General features: G+C 71.1%; 14 protein-coding genes and 1 pseudogene. 9 read left to right on the top strand and 6 right to left on the bottom strand.

The genetic code is table 11. The features are described 5' to 3' along the window. Nucleotides 1–145: 145 nt before the first annotated feature. The 5 genes from RKD20_RS00880 to RKD20_RS00860 all read right to left on the bottom strand — a co-directional run bounded on the left by RKD20_RS00880 (nt 146) and on the right by RKD20_RS00860 (nt 6,929). Nucleotides 146–1,240: an ABC transporter permease gene (locus tag RKD20_RS00880; RefSeq protein ID WP_424875901.1), complete on the bottom strand. Its 1,095-nt coding sequence runs from the start codon at nt 1,238–1,240 to the stop codon at nt 146–148. Continuing rightward, entirely contained in the window at nt 1,240–2,748 is a 1,509-nt protein-coding gene (locus tag RKD20_RS00875) for a sugar ABC transporter ATP-binding protein (protein ID WP_424875900.1), read from the bottom strand. Before RKD20_RS00875 ends, RKD20_RS00880 begins: the two co-directional genes overlap by 1 nt. Nucleotides 2,749–2,765: 17 nt before the next feature. Further along, complete coding sequence (locus RKD20_RS00870; protein ID WP_424875899.1) at nt 2,766–4,418, bottom strand: GMC family oxidoreductase; 1,653 nt, start codon at nt 4,416–4,418, stop codon at nt 2,766–2,768. 201 nt (nt 4,419–4,619) lie between these two features. After that, nucleotides 4,620–5,768 (bottom strand): substrate-binding domain-containing protein, encoded by a 1,149-nt coding sequence (locus RKD20_RS00865; protein WP_424875898.1) that lies wholly within the window; start codon nt 5,766–5,768, stop codon nt 4,620–4,622. Nucleotides 5,769–5,939: 171 nt separating this feature from the next. Continuing rightward, nucleotides 5,940–6,929 (bottom strand): NAD(P)-dependent alcohol dehydrogenase, encoded by a 990-nt coding sequence (locus tag RKD20_RS00860; protein WP_424875897.1) that lies wholly within the window; start codon nt 6,927–6,929, stop codon nt 5,940–5,942. Between the two features lie 162 nt (nt 6,930–7,091). On the opposite strand from RKD20_RS00860, the gene RKD20_RS00855 reads away from it, so the two are divergent. The 8 genes and pseudogenes from RKD20_RS00855 to RKD20_RS00820 all read left to right on the top strand — a co-directional run bounded on the left by RKD20_RS00855 (nt 7,092) and on the right by RKD20_RS00820 (nt 17,688). After that, nucleotides 7,092–7,892 (top strand): SDR family NAD(P)-dependent oxidoreductase, encoded by an 801-nt coding sequence (locus tag RKD20_RS00855; protein WP_424875896.1) that lies wholly within the window; start codon nt 7,092–7,094, stop codon nt 7,890–7,892. A gap of 182 nt (nt 7,893–8,074) precedes the next feature. Further along, nucleotides 8,075–8,944, top strand: a complete 870-nt coding sequence (locus RKD20_RS00850; protein ID WP_424875895.1) for a branched-chain amino acid ABC transporter permease — start codon at nt 8,075–8,077, stop codon at nt 8,942–8,944. Between the two features lie 11 nt (nt 8,945–8,955). After that, nucleotides 8,956–11,505 (top strand): ATP-binding cassette domain-containing protein, encoded by a 2,550-nt coding sequence (locus RKD20_RS00845; RefSeq protein ID WP_424875894.1) that lies wholly within the window; start codon nt 8,956–8,958, stop codon nt 11,503–11,505. Between the two features lie 51 nt (nt 11,506–11,556). Then, nucleotides 11,557–12,942 (top strand): FAD-dependent oxidoreductase, encoded by a 1,386-nt coding sequence (locus RKD20_RS00840; protein WP_424875893.1) that lies wholly within the window; start codon nt 11,557–11,559, stop codon nt 12,940–12,942. Continuing rightward, nucleotides 12,939–14,507 carry an aldehyde dehydrogenase gene (locus tag RKD20_RS00835; protein ID WP_424875892.1) on the top strand — a complete coding sequence of 523 codons (1,569 nt, stop codon included), beginning with the start codon at nt 12,939–12,941 and terminating at the stop codon, nt 14,505–14,507. The genes RKD20_RS00840 and RKD20_RS00835 overlap by 4 nt, the downstream gene beginning before the upstream one ends. Before the next feature lie 59 nt (nt 14,508–14,566). Further along, nucleotides 14,567–14,890 (top strand): annotated as a pseudogene (locus RKD20_RS00830) (acyl-CoA dehydrogenase family protein); the annotation flags it as partial. Nucleotides 14,891–15,257: 367 nt separating this feature from the next. Next, nucleotides 15,258–15,701 carry an acyl-CoA dehydrogenase family protein gene (locus tag RKD20_RS00825; protein WP_424883108.1) on the top strand — a complete coding sequence of 148 codons (444 nt, stop codon included), beginning with the start codon at nt 15,258–15,260 and terminating at the stop codon, nt 15,699–15,701. Nucleotides 15,702–15,717: 16 nt separating this feature from the next. Continuing rightward, nucleotides 15,718–17,688 carry an FAD-dependent oxidoreductase gene (locus tag RKD20_RS00820; protein WP_424875891.1) on the top strand — a complete coding sequence of 657 codons (1,971 nt, stop codon included), beginning with the start codon at nt 15,718–15,720 and terminating at the stop codon, nt 17,686–17,688. Between the two features lie 50 nt (nt 17,689–17,738). Here RKD20_RS00820 and RKD20_RS00815 read toward each other — a convergent pair whose 3' ends face one another. Next, on the bottom strand, nt 17,739–18,602 hold the full coding sequence (locus tag RKD20_RS00815) for a 3-hydroxybutyryl-CoA dehydrogenase (protein WP_424875890.1): 864 nt from the start codon (nt 18,600–18,602) through the stop codon (nt 17,739–17,741). Nucleotides 18,603–18,742: 140 nt separating this feature from the next. On the opposite strand from RKD20_RS00815, the gene RKD20_RS00810 reads away from it, so the two are divergent. Next, the gene (locus tag RKD20_RS00810; RefSeq protein WP_424875889.1) at nt 18,743–19,798 is read left to right on the top strand and encodes an alcohol dehydrogenase catalytic domain-containing protein; all 1,056 of its coding nucleotides are present in this window, start codon (nt 18,743–18,745) and stop codon (nt 19,796–19,798) included. Nucleotides 19,799–19,873 lie beyond the last annotated feature (75 nt).

Raw genomic sequence — 19,873 nt, 5'->3', positions numbered from 1 at the left:
ACGGCTGAGTTGCCCGCTCTCCACCCCCCGCCCCACGGAAAGCCGCCCCGCCACACGGAAAGCCGCCCCGCCACACGGAAAGCCGCCCCGCCACACGGAAAGCCGCCCCGCCACATCGGCCGCACAGCCTGATCGCGGCGATGACTCAGGCGGCCTCCTTACGTGGCGCGCGGCGCCGGGTCAGGCGGGTGCGGAGGCCGAGCCGTCCGCCGGTGACGACGAGGGCGACGATCAGGACGAGACCGGTGAACAGGCTGGGAGCCCACTGGGCAGAGGTCGCCAGGCCGAGGCCCACCGTCCCGGTACCCAGCAGGAGGATCGCGATGACCGTGCCCCAGGAGTTGAAGCGGCCCGCGCGGAGCTGGGTGGCGCCGACGAAGGCGGCGGCGTACGACGACAGCAGATAGGGCGTGCCGGCCTCGGGGGAGCCCGAGCCGATCTGCGAGGCGAAGACGACGCCCGCGCCTCCGGCGATCCCCGAGGACGCGACGAGGGTGAGGAAACGAAGACGGTCGGTGGGTACGCCCTGCAGGCGTGCGGCGTCCGAGTTGAAGCCCGTCGCGTACAGGCGGCGCCCGCTCGCGGTGTGCTCGAGGACGAACCACAGCGCGATCGCCACCACCAGGAGGTAGAGCACGGGGATGGTGAAGCCGCCCGCGCTCTTCTGCCCGATGCTCGCGAAGGGGTCACGCAGGAGTTTGACGCCGGTGATCGACGTGCCGTCGGTGAACATCGTGATGAAGGCCTGGATGAGCGACCCGGTCGCCAGAGTCGCGATGAACGAGTCGACCCGCAGTGTCACCACAACGATTCCGTTGATCACGCCGATCACCAGGGCGGTGCCCATGGCGAGGGCGATCGCGCCTCCGGCGCCGATGTCCGTGGAAATGATCACCTTGGCGGTGATGACTCCGGTCAGTGACATCGTGTAGGCGATCGAGAGGTCGAAGACGCGCGCGGCCAGCGGCGGCACCACGCTCAACGCGACCAGGCCGGTCACCGCGTTGCTGTTGAGCACCTGCTGGAATGTCTGCCAGGTGGGGAACGTGTCCGGCGCCCAGAACGAGAACACCACGATGATCATGATCCACACGTAGACCGCGCCGATGTTCGTGAAGGACAGACCGGTCAGCGTACGGCGTCCCAGCGGGGGTCGAGTCGGCGGCGAGGCGGGTGGCGCCTCGGTCGGCTCGCCGACGGACGGGCCGGTGCCGGTGGGGCCGGCGGCGGTGGTGCTCATCATTCGGTTCCTTCCATGGCATGGACGAGCGTCGGCTCGGTGATGGCGTCGCCGGCGATCTCCCGTACGACCTGGCCGTCGCGCAGTACGAGGACCCGGGTGCACAGGGCGAGCAGGTCGCCCACGTCCGACGAGGAGACGATGACGCCGAGCCCCTGGGCCGCCTGCTCCTTGATCAGGTCGTAGAGCTGGAGCCGGGTGGCGATGTCGACACCGGCCGTCGGCTCGCACAGCACCAGCACCTCGGGTTCGAGGGCCAGACAGCGGGCCATGACGACCTTCTGCTGGTTCCCTCCGCTGAGTGTGGTGATGGGGGCGTCACGGCCGGCGGCACGGATCCCGACCCGCTCCACCCAGTCGTCGACGACTGCGGCCTCGCGTCGGCCGTCGAGGATGCGCCGCCCCGTACGGAGCCGGGACAGCAGCGGCAGCGTGAGGTTCTCGGCGACACTGAAATCGGCGATCACACCGTGGGCGGCCCGGTCGCCGGGCACCAGGGGGATGCCGAGGCGGGTGGCGCGGGAGGCGTCGGACCACTCCGGCGACCGGGCGGGACAGCGCAACTGCCCTTCTACGTCACCGGGCCAGGCGCCGGTCACGACGTACGGCAGCACGTCGTGACCGGAACCGGCGAGCCCGGTGATACCGAGCAGTTCACCGCGAGCCAGGGAGAACCCGAGCCCCCGGAGCGGACCGCCGGTCATCTCCCGGGCCTCCAAGGCGAGTTCGTCGGAACGCGGTGTCGTCGAGACCTTCGGGCGCTCGGCGGAACGCTCGGTCGCCTCGCCGGCCATGAGGGAGGCGAGACTCTGCGGCGTCAGCCCCCGCACGGGCCGGGTGGCGATGCGCCGGCCGCCCCGGATGACGGTCACCCGGTCCGCCACCTGGAAGATCTCGTCGAGGCGGTGCGAGACATACAGCACGCTCGCCCCGCCCCGCCGCACCTCCCGCACGATGTCCAGGAGCTTGCCGACCTCGCCCGGCGGGAGTACGGCGGTCGGTTCGTCCAGTACCAGCAGGCCCTGGTCGGCCTCCCAGCCCTGGAGCGCGGCGGCGACGGCCACCACCGTGCGTTGCACAGGCGTGGCGTCCACGAGAGGGCGGCGCACGTCGATGTCCAGGCCGAATCGGTGGACAAGTTCCACGGTGCGCTGCTCCTGCTCGCGCCAGCGGATGTTGCCGAGGCGGCTGCGGGCGAAGCCCCGGCTGAGCGCCAGGTTGTCCATCGCGCTCAACTCGCCCACCAGGCCCAGCTCCTGATGGACGAAGCGCAGCCGGTCGTGGTCCGAGCCGAGGTCGAAGGGCTCACCGTCCAGCCGGGCCTCGGCTCCCGCGTCGGCCTGGTGGTAACCGGCGAGGATCTTGATGAGGGTCGACTTGCCGGAGCCGTTGGGGCCGACCAGGGCGTGGATCTCGCCCTGAGCGATGTCCAGATCGACGTCGCTCAGCGCTTGGGTCCCGCCGAAACGCTTGGACAGTCCGGTGATGCTCAGTACCGGGTTTGTCATCACTTCCGCCATCCCGATCACGACCCGCCCTGTACGGCCAGGCCCTCGACGGCGGCGGTCGGGTTCGTGCGACCTGTCATGAGGTCCGCGAGCCGTTCCGCGGCGGCGATGGTCGGCAGGTTGGTGTTGGCCCTCGGCACCTCGGGGAAGACCGAGGCGTCGGCGACCCACAGCCCTTCGACGCCGAGCACGCGGCCGGCCGGGTCGACCACCGTGCGCGGGTCGTCGGGCGCTCCCATGCGGCAGGTGCCGCAGATGTGTCCGGTGTCGCCGATCGTCTCCAGCAGCCACCGGTCGATGGCGGCGTCGTCCGTGAGCGCGTCGGTGCCCGTGCCGGCGAGGTCGACGGCGATGTGCTCGAAGGCGGCGTCGAACGCACCGGAGCGGACCAGCTCCAGGCAGCGGTGGACGCCGTCCCGCATCCGTGTCAGGTCCCCGGGGTCGTTCAGCAGGTTCTGTTCGATGACGGGGTGGACGTCCGGGTCGGGTGAGGCGAGGCGCAGGGTGCCGTGGGAGAACTCCTGGTTGGCCCACAGGCACAGCAGTCCCGGACCGCCCGAGGCGTGGCCGCCGCCCGCACCGCCCCAGGTGCCGCGGGCCCCGTCGGCCACCAGGTGCGAGTCGTTCAGGTCGGGCAGGGCGAGGGTCTGGTTGATCGACACGATCATCATGTCGTTCTCGCTCGCGCCCGCGAGATCGGATGAGTAGCGCAGACAGCAGTTGGTCTGCCGTTCGTTCAGGCCGGGCCGTGCCTCGGGGCGCTGGTGGAGCCAGAACAGGGCCAGCGGGTGCTCCTGCATGCCCTCACCGACCGGCAGCGACGCCACCCGGCCGCCCGGTCCGATGCCGGAACGCAGCAGGATCGAGGGGGAGTGCACGGCCCCGGCGCAGAGCACGACCCGCGCGGCGCGGACCTGCGTCCAAGTGTCTTCCACGCGCACCCGCACCCCCACCGCGCGGCCGCCCTCGACGATCACCTGGTCGACCGTCGCGTCACCCACGATCCGCAGGTTCGGCCGCTGCCGGGCGGGCTCCAGATAGCCGTCGTTGGCGGTGACCCTGGCGCCGTCGCGGGCATTGATGCCGTAGGGCGAAACGCCGGTGCCGGTGGGCCCGTTGTGGTCGTCGCACCACGGGTGGCCGAGGCCCAGCGCGGCTTCGGCGAGCGCGTGGTCGGCCGGCCCCCACGCCTCGCGACCGAGCCGCTGTACCGGGATCGGACCGTGGGCGCCGTGGTGGGGGCGGTCGCCGAAGTCCGCGTCGCTCTCCATGCGCCGCAGGTACGGCAGCATCTCCTCGTACGACCAGCCGGGACAGCCGTAGGACGCCCAGCGGTCGTAGTCGTCGGGCAGCGCACGGATGGCGATCATTCCGTTCACCGACGACGAGCCGCCAAGACCCCGGCCGCGCACATGCGGACGGCGCTCTTGAGCGGTGCTGCGCCGCGACTCCAGACCCGGCCACTGAAACGGTGCGCACGCCGTCTCGTCCAGTGCCCGCCAGCCGTTCATGCTGCGCATCTCGGGCGGGGCCTCGGCGGACCGCCAGTCGGGTCCGGCCTCCAGGAGCACGACCTGCTGGGCGGGGTCCTCGCTGAGCCTGGCGGCCAGCACGCATCCCGCGCTGCCACCGCCGACGACCACCCAGTCGGCCTCGATCACGTCGCCCATCGCGCGGCCACCTCCACTCGCGGACGCTCGGGGACGGTCAGGTCCCTCTCCTCAGGGCGGGAACGTATGAGATGGAGCAGCTGTGTGGACATGCGGTGACTCCCATATGCGCCTTGTCGCGCGATCGGCTCGTGAGTCAAGCTGAAGTAGCTTCAGTACTGCGAAGCGTCAGTGATGTGATGGGGGCGTCCGGAAGGGACGTCAGCTCTTGCCCCACAGCTTCTTGAACTGTGCCTGGTAGTCCTCGACGAGCGGGAACTGCGTCTTCGTCGAGATCAGGTTGTCCTTGTCGATGAGCATGAACGGCAGCTGGGCGTCCTGCGTCACCTTCATCGACTGGCCGGTGAAGTGGCGTGCCAGCCCGTCGGCCTGCGCCCACGCGTTCTCGATGTTGTTGAACGCGACGGCGGCCTGTGTCTGACCCGAGTCGATGTACTGGTAGTTCGTGGACTCGCCGACGTTGACGATCGTGTGGACCTTGTTCTGCAGTCCGGCGGCCCGCAACGCGGCCGGCACGCCGACGTTGAGCAGGGCGAGGGAGAAGACGATGTGGGTGACCTTGGGGTGCGCGCGGACGTAGGAGACCACCCGGTCCGGCATGTCCTTGCCGATGGCGCTGATCGGCACGTCGACCTTGTCATAGCCGCAACCCGCGCACCACTTCTCGTAGTCGCTGCGGAAGGTGTCGGCGACCGGCTTGAGGATGCCGTACGTCGGCATGTCGAAGTAGACGGTGTCGGCGTCGCCTCCGCTGTCGGAGGTCACCCAGGAGGCCATGATCCTGCCCTCGATGTCCACGACGTCGGGCCCGTCGATGAGCATGCTGATGCCGTCGCCCGCGGTGTCGTCCGTGGAGGACTCTACGACGGGGATGTCCATGTCCTTGAGCTGCTTCAACTGCTTCGCGAACACGCTGCGCGGGAATCCGGAGGCGATGACCGCGTCGGGCTTGTCGCGCACGGCCTGCGTCCAGGCGGCCTGTACCGACTGCGGGGTGCCCTGGGTGGGGATCTTGTTGACGCTCCAGCCGAGCACCTTGGCGGCCTCGGTGAAGTAGTTCGCCAGGTCCTGGCAGGACTGCACACCGCACAGGATGAAGTCGATCTTTTTGCCGGCGGGGACCGGCTTGCCCACCGGCTGCGTGATGCCGATGCTCGTCGGGCGCTTCGAGTACTGGGCGAGGACTTGCTCGGCCGCCTTGACACCAGCGGTGTTGCCGCCGGCCGCCTTGGCCGAGGTCCCGGCGTCTGCGTTGCCGCCGCACGCCGCCAGGGCGAGGAGAGCGGCGGTGGTGAACAGGGCTGTGGTAGCGCGGGTGCGGCCCTTGGAACTGGTTCTGCGACGACTCATGGCACTTCTCCTGTCGACCGGGCTACGGCTCACGCCGCGCCTCTATGCCGTGCAACCTGAGTTCAGTTCAGGTGAATGTAAGCGTGTGGGGTCCGGCAGGCAACAGTCGTGCACACGATTGATCGCGTCTCGTCAACCGGTGTCGACGGGCAGGGAGACAGGAGGCACGTGTCAGCCGGGCAGCAGAACCGCCCGGCCTCGCACCCGCCCCTGGCGCAGCCGGTCGAACGCCTCGGGTGCCGCGGACAGGGGGAACCGCTCCGTCTCGACGTGGAGTGAGCCCGCGCGGGCCAGGGTGATGACCTCGGCGAGTTCGGGGCGGGTGCCCCAGAACGGCAGGGAGAGCCGGAAGCCCGCGGGAAGGAAGCCCGGCTTGCGGACGGTCAGTCGGCCGCCGCCGCTGCCGACCACCGCCAGTTCCCCGCCGGGGCGCAGCAGTTGGACGGCCAGGGCGAACGTCGCCTCGTTGCCGACGAAGTCGAGTACGGCGTCGACTCCCACGCCGCCGGTCTCCGCTCCGAGTGCCTTGGCCGTGTCCGCGCCCATCGGGACGCCTAGATGCGCGCCGGACCGCAGAGCGAGGTCCACCGCCTCCTCGCGGATGTCGACCGCCAGCACCCGGCTCGAGGTGGTCGCACGCACCATCTGGACGGCCAGGTGCCCCAGTCCGCCGACACCGATGACCAGCACGACGCTGCTCCCGTCGAGCGCGTGCCGCACTCCGGCGAGGGCGTGATACGACGTGAGGCCCGCGTCGGAGAGCGGCGCCGCCTGCGTGGCGGGCAGGTCGCCGATCGGCACCAGATGGCGGGCGGAGGGGACGAGGAGGTACTCGGCCATCCCGCCGTCCCGGCCGAGCCCGGCCCCGTGCCAGCCGAGGTCGCCCCGGTGGTCGCAGTAGTTGTCCCGACCGGCGGCGCAGCGGGTGCAGGTTCCGCATCCCCACGGGCCGTAGACCACCACGCGTTCACCTGCCGCCGTTCCTTCGGCGTCGGGACCGAGGGCCGCCACATGCCCCGCGACCTCGTGGCCGAGGGTGAACGGTGGCCGGTAGGGGAGTGCTCCCTCGGCCGCGTCGACGACATGGAGGTCGGACTGGCACAGTCCCGCGGCCTCGACCCGCACCAGCACCTCGGTCCCGCGCGGGATTGGGCGCTCCACCTCGGCGAGCGCCGGTTCGCGTCCCCATTCAGTAAGCCGCACCGCTTGCATGCACACCGTCCCGGGTCTTGTCAGTTGGCCGATGGTGACGGTAACAGAGGTGAAGTCAGTTCAGTAACGATTGAGTGGACGCCGCAACGCGGCCGAGAGGGAGTGCACGGGATGGACGGGAATGAGCGAGGGGCCCGGTTCGAGGGCAGCGTCGTCCTGGTGACGGGTGCCGCCTCCGGGATGGGGGCCGCGGTCGCCAGGCAGGTGGCCGCCGAGGGGGCGCGGGCCGTGGTCGTCGCGGACGTGGACCGTGAGGGGGCCGAGACCGTCGCGAAGGAGCTGGCGGCCGGCCGTGCGGCGTCGCTCGACGTGGCGGACGCCGCCGCGGTCGACGCGGTCGTCGAGGACGTACTGAGCGAGCACGGGCGGCTGGACGTCGTCGTGCACGCCGCGGGCGTAGACGACCCGCAGGCCAAGCAGCTCATCGCGGACGCCCTCGTCGAGGGGCGGCCCGTCCAGGTGACCGACCGGCTCGACGACGCGGCCTGGCGGCGCGTCACGAGCGTCAACCTGGACGGCACCTTCCATGTGCTGCGGGCCGCGGTACGGGCGATGCGGCCGGTGGGAGCGGGTGCGATCGTCGTCATCGGCTCCTCGTCGGCCTTCGACACCCCCGTCGGCTATCCCCATTACGCGGCGTCCAAGGCCGGGGTGCACGCGCTGAGCCAGGCGGTGGCCAAGGAGGTCATCGCGTCCGGGATCCGGGTGAACGTGGTCGCGCCCGGCCCGACGGAGACCGGGATGGCGGCGCGCACACCCGAGATCCTGCGCACCGGTTTCGCCGACCCCCGGGTGCGCCCCTACGCGACGCCCGCGGAGATCGCCGACATCGCCCTGTTCCTCGCGAGCGATGCCGCGGCGAACCTGGTCGGCGCGGTGCTGCTGGCCAACGGGGGCCGTTTCACGGCCTGACCGGGCCGCGGGTTGCCGACCGCGACTTTCCGTGGTCGACAGCGGTCGAATCAGCTTGTGCACGGGTATTGCCCCTCCTCGGCCTGTTGCTTACGGTTCATGAATTGAGTTCAGTTCGCAATACGCGTGGGTGTCGCTGAGTGCGTCGGGCGCGCGGGTCTGGGTGCGAGGAGACGGTCGACGTGGATCAGTTCCTGCTCATCCTGGTGAGCGGTCTCGCCAGTGGTGCGGTGTACGGCCTGATGGGCCTCGGGCTGGTGATCATTTACAGGGCGACCGACGTGGTCAATTTCGCCCTCGCCAGCCTGGCGACCGTCGGGTTGTACGCGGCGCTGGCGCTGAACGAACGCGGTCTGCCCCTGCTGCCGGCCGCCGCGGCCGCGATCGTCACGACCGCCGCGGTCGGCCTGGTCGCCCGGGAAGCGGTGATCAGACCGCTCGCACAGGGCGAACTCCTCTCGGCGCTCGTCATGACCATGGGCGTCTCGCTCATCGCGGAGAGCGCCATCAGCACGATCTGGGACGACCAGCCACGGCTCTTCCCGAGCCTGGTGGAGGGCTCCGTCTCGCTCGGGAGCGCCGCCGTACCGGCACAGAGCCTGCTGACCATCGCGGTGGCCGCCGTCGCCATGGCCCTGGTGGCGTATCTCTTCGGACGCACCAGCATCGGTACCGCGATGCGTGCCGTCGCCGAGTCCGCCGACACGGCACGGATCCTCGGCCTGGGATCCCAGCGCATCGCCCGGATCGCCTGGGCGCTCGGGCTAGGCCTCGCGGCGCTCGCCGCCCTCCTCTACGCGCCCCGGGCCGGACTGGTGCCGACCGTGCTCAGCGCGCCGCTGTTCCGTGCCTTCGCCGGGATCTTCCTCGGCGGACTGACCAGCATGTACGGGGCCGTCATCGGCGGACTGACCGTCGGTGTGCTGGACAACCTGGCCGCAGGTTATGTCTCGGCCGGCTACCGCGACACCTTCGTCTTCTCGTTCACCATCCTCGTGCTGCTGATCCGCCCGCAGGGGTTGTTCGGCGTGCGTACCTTCCAGCGGGTCTGAGGGAGCGGTACATGTCCTTCGTCAGTCGTTCCACCAACTCCCTCGCCAGCCGTTCCACCCTGTCCCTCGCCAGTCGCTCCACCGTCGCCAGGGCGGCGCTCGGGCCGCTCGCCGCGGCAGTGCTGCTCGTCGTGCTGAACACCGGGGCCATCCCGCCCTACCAGGCGTATTCGGTGGGCCTCGCGGCCGTCTACACGATCCTCGTCCTCTCGGTGAACCTGCTCGCCGGATGGGCCGGCATCTGGTCGATCGCCCACCCCGCGTTCTTCGCCCTGGGTGCCTACTTTGCGGCATACGGCAGCACGCACGGCTGGTCACTGGAGCTCGTGCTGCTCGGCGCGACCACGTGTGCCGCGGCCTTCGGGGCCTTCCTGGGGGCCGCGGGGGCCCGCTTCTCGATGCTGTACGTCGCGCTGCTCACGCTCGCCTTCACCATGGTGTCGCTGGAAGTCATGGGCCAGTGGACCGGCGTGACCGGCGGTGACCAGGGCATTCCGATGGAGAAACTGCACAGCGCCCTGGGTCTCGGCACACTGGCCAGCGCCGGAACCCAGGCGCAGTACCTGGCGGTGGGCGCTGCGGGGATCGCGCTCGCCGTGGCCGCGGTGGCCCGGCCCAGTGCCCTGCGGATGCGGTTGGTCGCCGCCAAGTCCCATCCGATGGCCGCCCGTTCGATCGGGATCGCACCGGAGGCCCAGTCGGCGCTGGCCTTCGCCGTCAGTGCCGTGTTCGCAGCTGTCGCGGGTGTGCTGCTCGCCCTGGTCGTCGGATTCGTCAGCCCCGACCCCTTCTCCCTGGCCCTGGCGATAGCGCTCATCTCCGCGTGCGTGCTCGGCGGCGCGGGCACGCTGCTGGGCGCCGTCGTCGGCGGCGCCTACCTGACCTGGGCCCCTACGGTGGCCGAAAGTGCGGGAGTGGCGCAGCCGATCCTTCAGGGGGTCGTCCTCATCGCCGCGTTGCTGTTCCTGCCGGGCGGAGTGGTGCTCTTCCTCGGACGGACGGCGCGCCGGCTGCTGCGACGTCCGTCCGCGCGCCCCGCGGCACCGGCGGAGCCGTCGCACGAGTCCCCGCAGCGTGTGCCGGCACCGGCGGCAACCGCGGACGAAGTGCTGCGACTTGAGGAGATCGCGGTCACCTTCGGCGGACTCAAGGCGCTCGAGGGCGCGTCCCTGTCCGTGCGGGCCGGCGAGACCCTCGCCGTCATCGGGCCCAACGGCGCCGGAAAGACGACCCTGTTGAACGTCCTGTCCGGACTCGTCGGGGGCGGACGGGTGACGGGCAGCGCCCACTACGCGGGCAAGGCCCTGCTCAAGAGCCGTGCCACCGCCCGCCGTCGGCTCGGCATCGGGCGTACCTTCCAGCACGCCGAGACGTTCCCCGAGCTGACCGTCCTGGAGAACGTGCTCTGCACCCGGCGCCGTGTCACCGCGCACGACCGGGACAGGGCCGCCGAACTCCTGGACCGCTTCGGTCTCGCGCACGTCGCGGACCGCTACCCGGCCGAGCTGCCGTTCGGGCTGCACAAGCGCCTCGACCTCGCCCGGGCGCTCGCCGAGGAACCCGGCCTGCTCATCCTGGACGAGCCGTTCGGAGGCCTCGACGCCACCGAGCGCACCCTGCTGACGCGGCAGATCGTGCGGCAACAGGAACACGGCACAGCGGTCGTGATCATCGACCACGTCCTCGACGACCTGTTCGCCGTCGCCCACCGGGTGGTCGCCTTCGACTTCGGCCGGCCGATCGGCGAGGGCGACCCCGGCGACATCCTGGACGACCCCCGAGTGCGCTCCTCCTACCTCGGCGAAGGCGGCACACGGGACGAACTCCCGGCCCGCGACGGCACTGAGAGCCCCGCCGTGCATCTCGACGCAGTGGACCACGCCTACGGCGGGGTCACGGCGCTGCGGGAGGTCGGCCTCACCGTCCGCCGGGGCAGCGTGCTCGGAGTCGTCGGCGCCAACGGCGCCGGCAAGAGCACCCTGGGCCGGATCCTGCACGGGACGCTGCCGCCCACCCGGGGCCGGCGCAGCGCCGCGGGCGACCTGCGCACCGCGCTGGTGCCCGAGGGCCGCGCCCTGTTCAGGACACTGTCCCTGCGCGAGAACCTGGAGGTCGCCGCCTATGCCGCCGGCGTCCGGGGGGCCGAACTGCGAGCGCGGCTCGCGGAGACCACGCAGTGGCTGCCACCACGGCTGCGCGAGCGCATGGGAATGCCTGCCGCCGGGCTCTCCGGAGGTGAGCAGCAGGTCCTGGCGATCGCCCGGGCCCTGATGGCACAGCCGGACCTGCTGATCGTCGACGAACCGGCACTCGGGCTGTCCCCCGCGATGGTCGACGAGGTCTACGCCCGCATCGGCCGCCTTGCCCGCGAGGGCATGACGATCGTCCTGCTGGAGCAGTCCCTCGGCCGCGCCGCGTCCGCCTGCCACGAGGTGGTCGTGCTGCACGAGGGCGGCGTCGCGGTCCGGGGCGAACCCGCCGACCCGGCCTTCCTCGCCCGCGCCGAACAGGCCTACTTCGGCGGAGAGGACGACGCCGCCGTACCTGTCCCACAGAGCTGACACAGCCCGGATCCCGTAGCGAGGTTTCCCTTTGCCCCTGAGGAGAGCGGCGTGCGCACAGAAGGTGTGGATCTGCTGATCATCGGTGCGGGAATGGCGGGGCTGACCGCCGGCGCCCGCGGCGTCCGGAGCGGCCTGTCCGTGGTGATCGTCGAGATCGGCACGGACGTCGGCGGTTCGGCACGCTTCGCCGGCTACGCGTGGACCGCCCCGAGTCACGAGGTCATGGACCAGCACAACCCGCGCGGAGACCGTCAGTTGAAGCGCGCGCTGGTGGACCGCTTCGCCCACGGCATCTCCTGGATCCGCTCCCTCGGCGTGGCGGCCAAGGACGCACAACGCGTTCTCGGCTTCGGCCTCGGGCACCAGTTCGACACCAACCACTACGTCGACACCTGCCGGCGGCTGATCGTCGAAGGCGGCGGCGAACTGCTGCTGGAGACCGACACCGAAAGGCTGGTGGTCGAGCGGGGCGCCGTGGTCGGAGCGGACCTGAGAGCGGCCGACGGCACACGCAGCCATGTGCGTGCCCGCACCACGCTCCTGGCGACCGGCGGCTTCCAGGGCGACCCCGCCCTCCGCGCCGCGCACGTACACCCCTGCGCCGACCGGATGCAGCTCCGTTCCAACCCGCACAGCCGCGGCGGCGGTTACCGTCTGGCCACCCAGGCCGGCGCGGCGACCGGTCACGACGACGCCGGCTTCTACGGCCACCTCATTCCCAGCGGCATCCCCTTCGCCGACCCGGCCGACTTCGTCGACATGTCGCTCTATTACAGCGAGCACGCACTGCTCCTCAACCTGCGGGGCGAGCGGTTCGCCGACGAGACGCTGGGCGACCACCTCACGGCCATGGCGCTGCTCGACCAGCCCGAAAGCCGCGGCCTCCTGATCGCCGACGCCCGCGTCTTCCGCGACTGGATCACCGGCTCGTACGTCGAGGGTGCCGTCGCCGTCGACAAGTTCGCCCTCGCGAGCAAGCGGGGGGGCCGTGTCGGGCTCGCCGAAGACCTCGACGAACTGGCCTGCCTGCCCGAGGAGTGGGGCTACCACGGTGAGACCGTCCGCGACGCCGTGAAGCTCTTCAACGAGCACGCCTCGGCAGGGTCGGTGCCCTCACCCGGCCGGGCGCTGGACCGCCTGCCGCTGGACGAACCGCCGTACTACGTCATCGAGACCGTCCCCGCCATCACCTTTCCGTTTTACGGCGTACGCATCGACGACCGGGCCCGCGTACTCGGTGAAGACAGCCGGCCGATCCCGGGCCTCCTCGCCGCCGGATCGGACACCGGCGGCCTGTGGCACCGCGCTTACGCGGGCGGCCTCGCCTCGGCCCTCGTCTTCGGCCTCACGGCCCGCGGACACCGCCGCCCAACAGACCTACCGCACTTGACCTTGTCGTTCGTCCGACATCACCCTCGCAGGAGCCAGACATGACAACGATCGATCACAAAGCCTTCTTCATCGACGGGGCGTGGAGAGCGGCCGCGGGCACGGACCGCTTCGACGTGATCTCCCCGAGGTCGGAGCAGCGCATCGGGAGCGTCCCGGCCGCATCGAAGGAGGACATCGACGCCGCGGTCGCCGCGGCCCGGCGTGCGTTCGACGAAGGGGAGTGGCCCCGGCTCACCCCCGCGGAACGAGCCGTCTACCTCTCCCGGCTGGCCGACGGAATCGAGAGGCGGCAGACCGAGCTCGCCGAGCTGATCACCGAAGAACTCGGCTGCACGCTGTTCCTGTCGCAGGTCTACCAGGCGGTGTCGCCCGTCATGAGCTTCAACTACTCCGCCGAGATCGGTCGAAGCCTGCAGACCGCCGAGGTGCGTATCAGCGACCTGTCCCCGCTCGCGGGCAAGTCGGCGGGAGGCAGCATCATCCCCATGGCGGGTGCCAGCCTGGTCGTCAAGGAACCCGTCGGCGTGGTCGCCTGCTTCCCGGCGTACAACTTCGCGCTCCCGGCGATCGGCCAGAAGGCCGGGCCGGCGCTGATCGCGGGCTGCACCGTCATCGTCAAGGTCACCGAACCCAACCCGCTGGCGACCTTCGTCATCGGAGAGATCTGCGAGGAGATCGGCCTGCCGCCCGGTGTCCTGAACATCGTCGCTGCGCGCGCCCCGGAGTCCGAGTACCTGGTGCGCCACCCCGGTGTGGACATGGTCAGCTTCACCGGCTCGGCCGAGGTCGGCGCCAAGATCGCCGCGGCCTGCGGAGAACTCGTCCGACCGTGCGTACTGGAACTCGGCGGCAAGTCCGCGGCCATCGTGCTCGAGGACGCCAAGCCGGAGGACGTACTGCCCACCCTCGTCGGAGCCACCGCCGGCACCAACGCGGGCCAGAGCTGCGTCGCCCTGTCCCGAATCCTGGTTCCCGAGTCCCAGTACCGCGCCTATGCCGAGGCCCTGGCCGACGGCTACGCGTCACTCAAAATCGGCGACCCCATGGAAGCCGACACGGTGGTCAGTCCGCTCGTCACCGCCCGCCAGCGGGAACGCGTGGAGTACTACGTGGACACAGCACGCAAGGAGGGCGCGACCATCGCCTGCGGTGGCCGCCGGCCCTCGCACCTGGAGCGCGGCTGGTACTACGAGCCGACCCTCGTCACCGACGCCCACAACGACATGAGGGTCTCCAGAGAGGAGATCTTCGGACCCGTCGCCTCGCTCATCCTCCACCGCGGGGAGGACGACGCCGTCCGCATCGCCAACGACAGCGACCTGGGGCTCTCGGGCTCCGTCTTCACGGCGGACGCGGCACACGGCTTCGACGTCGCCCGACGCGTGCGCGCGGGCACGTTCTCCGTCAACACGTTCGCCGCAGACCTGGGCTCGCCGTTCGGCGGATTCAAGAAGTCGGGGATCGGCCGCGAGCACGGTCCCTACGCCGTGGAGGAGTACCTGCAGACGAAGACGATCTCGATCGACCCCAGCCAACAGCTTCCCGAGTCGGTCACCAGGAACATTCCCTACGGCACCGGACCCGGGACGCGCGGCTCCGCCGGCTGACCTCAGCCCCCGTCCGGTCACCCACTCCCTCTCCGCCACCCGAGCACGATGGAGACCCCATGCACCACCGTCACCCCGACATCAACCCCCAGCTGCTGTCCGAGACCGAGGAACAGCGGGAACTGCGCACGGTCCTGCGGGACTTCTTCACCGAGGAGAGCGGTCCCGAGGACGTCCGCAAGCACCTGGCCACCGCGCGCGGACACGACGAGACGCTGTGGGCACGGCTCGCGGGCGAGATCGGGGTCCATGGGCTGGCGATTCCCGAGGAGTTCGGCGGGTCCGGCTACACCTTCGCCGAACTGGCCGTGGCGCTGGAGGAATCAGGGCGTGCGCTGTACTGCGCGCCACTGCTCCCCACGGTGGTCCTCGCCGCGCACGCCCTGCTCGACAGCGGGGACAAGCAGGCGTGCGAGCGCTATCTGCCGCGGATCGCGAACGGCACGCTCACCGCCACGGTGGCCGGGTTCGACGAGGCCGAGCCCGGCGTCGTCGCCGAACGGAGGGGATCGGGGTGGGTGCTGCGCGGGGCGGCCGACTTCGTCCTGGACGGAGCCGGCGCGGATCTCATCGTGGTCCGGGCCCAAACGCCCGAGGGCGCCCGGCTGTTCGCCTGCGAGCCCGCCGAGGACACCTGCCCGCGCACACCTCGCCGTGTCCTGGACGAGACACGCCGCCAGGCTCTGGTGGAGTTCCGAGGCGCACCGGCGACACCCGTGGGCGAGTCGGGTGAGGTTACGGCGGCACTCGATGCCGGCCGGGCCGCGCTCGCCGCCGAGCAGGTCGGCGGCAGCGGCCACGCGCTGGACGCCACCGTGCAATTCGTCGCCCGGCGCGAGCAGTTCGGGCGTCCCCATCGGCTCCTTCCAGGCGGTCAAGCACCGGCTGGCCGACGTGCTGGTCGCTCTCGAAGCAGCACGCTCGGCATCCGCGTACGCGACCGCCTGCGTGGTCCTTGCCTCGCCGCAACTGCCGGTGGCCGCGAGCGCCGCAGCGGCGCTCTGCTCCGAGACCTACCGCCTGGCCACGGCCGAGTACGTCCAGCTGCACGGCGGGATCGGCTTCACCTGGGAGCATCCGGCACACCTGTACGTGCGCAGGGCACGCAGCAGCGAGGTGCTGTTCGGCACCGCGGACCACCACCGCATCCGGCTCGCCGAACTCGTCGGCCTCACCACGCGACCCGCGGCCTGAACGGCACGGACAGCCCATGACGCCAACGCCAAGCACCGCCCTCACTCTCGCCACGCCGTTCACCCTCGGTGATCTCACCCTCCGCAACCGCCTGGTCGCCACCGCCCACGCCATCGCCGCCGTCACCGACGGCGCCCCCACCGACACCGACGCGACCTACTGGCGGCGCCTGGCGAGGGGCGGCGCCGGGATGGTGATCGCCGGAGGCACCGCCGTGGCCCCCGAGTCGACCCTGCCGCAGCGCTACCTGACCGAGGCCTGGCGTCCCGAGATCAAGGACGCCGTACGCCGCCGGGCCGAGGCCATCACCGACGGAGGCGCCGTCGCTGTCGCCCAGCTCGTCCACCTCGGCCGCGAGACCCTCGGCGCGGGTACCTACTATCCTCCGGTCTCCGCCGCCGCCGTCCGTTCCCCTCGCGAGGCGACCGCGCCCCACCCGCTGAGCACGGAGCAAGTGCGCCGAGTCGTCGACGCCTTCCGCGTCTCGGCGGCGAACAGCGTGCAGGCCGGCTTTCACGGCGTCGAACTGCACGCGGGCCACGGCTACTTGCTCGCCCAGTTCCTCTCCCGCGTCAACAACACCCGCGACGACGAGTACGGCGACCGTATCGCCCTGCTCGCCCAGGTGATCGACGCCATCCGCACGGAGATCGGCCGACTCCCCATCGGCGTACGGGTGTCGGTGGAACCGGGTGACAACTCCGGGCTCGGCCTGGACGACCTGACCGAGCTGCTTCCGCGCCTGTACGAGGCATCCCCCTTCGCCTACGCCAACGTCACCACCGGCGTCCGCAACACCTACGTCCCGGGCATGGCCACCACCAGTCCGCCCCTGCTGGAGTCAGTGGCCCGGCTGCGTACGGCAGTGGCGGTGCCGTTGCTGATCAGCCAGGGGTTCCGGTCGGTGGCCGACATCGAGCGGGCGCTGGACTCGGGGGCCGATCTGGTGGGCATGGCACGGCCGTTCATGGCGGACCCGGACTTCGCCCGCAAGGTGATCGCGGGCGACGGGCGCTCCGTACGTCCCTGCACGGGCTGCAACGAGGGCTGCCGGACCTTCGAGCCCACCGGATCCTGCTCGGTGAACCCGGAGCTCGGCCCGCCGGGAGCCAGGTCACGCCCTGCCGTGCCGCTGTTGCTGACCCGGCGCGCATCGCGCACCGGACCCGTCGCTGTCCTCGGCGCGGGCCCCGCGGGCATGGAGTGCGCCATGGCCCTGGCCCGTACCGGCGCCGAGGTCGTTGTCTACGACCGTGCCCGGGAGGCCGGCGGCCAGGCGCGTCTCGCCGCACTCGCCGCGAACCGCTCCGGCTGGCAGAAGCTCGTCGCGTACCAGCGCGACCAGCTCGCCGACCTCGGCGTGCGCGTGCTGCTCGGTAGGTCCGCGACCTCCGCCGAACTGGCCGAGTACGCCCAGCTCGTGCTCGCCACCGGCGCCGAGGAGAAGGTCGTCTCCGTGCAGGGCGAGCTGCGCACGCTCACCAGCACGGACTTCCTCGACCGGTGCGCCGACATCGTGCCGCGTGCGCCCAGGGTGGCCGTCCTGGACGACGGCTTCGGCTGGTGGCAGGGCATCAGCGCCGTCGAGAGCGCGCTGGCGGCGGGTGCTCGCGAGGTCACGGTCGTCACCCCCGGCACGGGGTTCGCGACGGGCCTTTCACCGGAGAACCGCACCCAGCTGATGCACCGCCTCACCGGAGCGCCGCTCCGCATCGCCGCGGTGAACACCGTGACGGCCACGACAGCCGGCGAACTGCGCCTGCGCAACGTCATGGACGGCCACGAGACGCACCTCGCCGCCGACATCCTGGTGACCGTTGGCGAACGCCTCTCGCGACGCCCGGGCTTCACGGCGGCCGACGGGCAGACCGTCCGCGCGATCGGCGACTGTGTGGTGCCGCGCCGCATCGCGCATGCCCTCGCGGAGGGGCGTGCGGCTGCGGAGGCGGTCGTGTCGGGGGCACCTCAAGCGAGTGATCGTGTGTGAGCCGCCGCTGAACTGCCGGCGGCCGGCTCGCACAAGGCAATGCCGTCTGCTCAGGCCTCGTAAACGTAGAATCCACGGCCGCTCTTACGGCCCAGGTGGCCGGCGGCGACCATCCGTTGGAGCAGCGGGGGAGCGGCGTACAGGGGCTCCTTGAACTCGTCGTACATCGAGTCGGCGACAGCCTGTGCCGTGTCCAGGCCGATCAGGTCGAGCAGCCGCAGCGGGCCCATCGGGTGGGCGCACCCCAGCTCCATGCCGCTGTCGATGTCCTCCGGCCGGGCGGCCCCCGACTCGACCATGCGGATCGCGGCGAGCAGATACGGCACCAGCAGGGCGTTGACCACGAACCCGGACCGGTCGGGTGCCTGGATGACCTCCTTGCCGAGCTGCCCGGCGACGAAGGAACGGGCGCGGTTCACGGTCTCGGTGGCGGTGGTGAGCGCGGGGATCACCTCGACCAGCTTCTGTACCGGTACCGGGTTGAAGAAGTGCAGGCCCACGACCTGGGCGGGCCGGCCGGTGGCGACGGCGAGGTCGACGACGGGGATCGAGGACGTGTTGGTGGCCAGGACGGCCGCCGGGTCGGTGACCACCTTGTCCAGCTGACGGAAGACGTCGAGCTTCACTTCCCGGTTCTCGGCGACGGCCTCGATGACGATCTGCCGGTCGGCCAGGTCTCCCAGGTCATGGGTGAACGACAGCCGGGCCAGGGCCTGGTCGCGGTCTGCAGCGCCGAACTTGCCGCGCCGCAGACCGCGGTCCAGGGACGCCGTGACACGTTCGCGGCCGGCCGCGGCCAGCTCGGGCGTCGACTCGGCGACGGTGACGTCGAGGCCGCGCAGGGCGGCGACCTCGGCGATGCCGGAGCCCATGAGTCCGCAGCCGACGATGCCGAGGCGGGAGATGTCAGGCATGGAGGTCCTTTTCTGGAGGCCGGATTGAGCCTTTCCATACTGAACCGAAGTAGGTGACGGTCTCAAGCATTCTATTGAAGTCAGTTCAGTTCAGTGTCAATCTCGGGAGTGCTGTACGGGACCGACACCGAGGAGGAAGCATGCTGGCCGCCAGGCTGTACGGAGCCAAGGATCTGCGGATCGAGGAGATGCCCGAGCCCGAGCCGGGGCCGGGCGAAGTGAAGATCCGCGTGGCGTACGCGGGGATCTGCGGCACCGATGTGCACGAGTACTTCGAGCTGCCGCGGGCGACGCACGTGCCCAACCCGCTCACCGGTGCCACGCTTCCGCAGACTCTGGGGCACGAGTTCGCCGGGACCGTGGTGGCCTGCGGGCGCGGGGCCGACCGGGTCGCGCCCGGTGCCCGGGTCTGCGTGCGGCCGATCCGCACCTGCGGAGTGTGTCCACGCTGCTCGTCGGGACTGTCCCACCTGTGCGCGGACCTGGCGGCGATCGGTGTGACGGCCCCGGGCGGCGGCCTCGCCCAGTACGTGGTCGTGGCGGCCGACTCGGTGCATCAACTGCCCGATGGCGTCCCGCTGGAGCAGGGCGCCCTCGTGGAGCCGATGGCGGTGGCCCTGAACGCCGTGGAGCGGGCCCGTGTGCCCCGCGGCGGCAGCGCGCTGGTGACGGGTGCGGGCGCGGTCGGGATGGGCGCGTTGTTCGCGTTCAAGGCGCACGGGGTCGAGGACGTGCTGATGGTGGAGCCCTCGCCGGCCCGCCGTGCGGCGGCCGAACGGCACGGGGCCCGGGTGCTCGACCCCGAAGTGGTCGACGTGGTGGCGGAGGTGATGGCCTTCACCCGGGGCCGTGGTGTTGACGCCGCCGTCGAATGCTCGGGCCGGGTCGATGCGCTGAATACCGCGATCCGCTCGCTGGCCGCCCGGGCGCCGGTGGTGATGGTGGCCCTGTACTCCGGCCCGGTGATCATCGACGCGTCCGTCGTGCGCCTGGCCGAACTCGCCCTGCTCGGCTGTGAGGCCTATCCGGACGGGGTCTTCGAGCGGGTCATCGCGCACATGGCGAGAGGTCGCTATCCGACGGACGGCTGGCTCGATCACATTCCCCTCCGCGACACCCTCGCCGGGCTGCACGACGTCCGGGACGGGCGGCGGCTCAAGGTCCTCGTGGACATTCCGGGCGGCGGCCGGAGCTGAGCCGGGCGGGCCGGCGCAAGTCCCGCGCGGCAATCTCGACCAGAGGGTTGACAGTGGATCAGCACCTCCCCAGAC

Origin of the sequence: Streptomyces sp. SLBN-8D4 (genome assembly GCF_049739545.1) — a bacterium.
GTDB classification, from domain to species: Bacteria; Actinomycetota; Actinomycetes; order Streptomycetales; family Streptomycetaceae; genus Streptomyces; species Streptomyces canus_C.
Note: the sequence above shows the minus strand (reverse complement) of the source record. Positions and strands in the feature narration are given on the sequence as shown.

Coding starts and splice junctions, on each gene's coding strand:
- RKD20_RS00880 (WP_424875901.1), bottom strand. CDS start 1,240: ATGAGCACCACCGCCGCCGGCCCCACCGGCACCGGCCCGTCCGTCGGC.
- RKD20_RS00875 (WP_424875900.1), bottom strand. CDS start 2,748: ATGACAAACCCGGTACTGAGCATCACCGGACTGTCCAAGCGTTTCGGC.
- RKD20_RS00870 (WP_424875899.1), bottom strand. CDS start 4,418: ATGGGCGACGTGATCGAGGCCGACTGGGTGGTCGTCGGCGGTGGCAGC.
- RKD20_RS00865 (WP_424875898.1), bottom strand. CDS start 5,768: ATGAGTCGTCGCAGAACCAGTTCCAAGGGCCGCACCCGCGCTACCACA.
- RKD20_RS00855 (WP_424875896.1), top strand. CDS start 7,092: ATGGACGGGAATGAGCGAGGGGCCCGGTTCGAGGGCAGCGTCGTCCTG.
- RKD20_RS00845 (WP_424875894.1), top strand. CDS start 8,956: ATGTCCTTCGTCAGTCGTTCCACCAACTCCCTCGCCAGCCGTTCCACC.
- RKD20_RS00835 (WP_424875892.1), top strand. CDS start 12,939: ATGACAACGATCGATCACAAAGCCTTCTTCATCGACGGGGCGTGGAGA.
- RKD20_RS00825 (WP_424883108.1), top strand. CDS start 15,258: ATGCCGGCCGGGCCGCGCTCGCCGCCGAGCAGGTCGGCGGCAGCGGCC.
- RKD20_RS00820 (WP_424875891.1), top strand. CDS start 15,718: ATGACGCCAACGCCAAGCACCGCCCTCACTCTCGCCACGCCGTTCACC.
- RKD20_RS00815 (WP_424875890.1), bottom strand. CDS start 18,602: ATGCCTGACATCTCCCGCCTCGGCATCGTCGGCTGCGGACTCATGGGC.
- RKD20_RS00810 (WP_424875889.1), top strand. CDS start 18,743: ATGCTGGCCGCCAGGCTGTACGGAGCCAAGGATCTGCGGATCGAGGAG.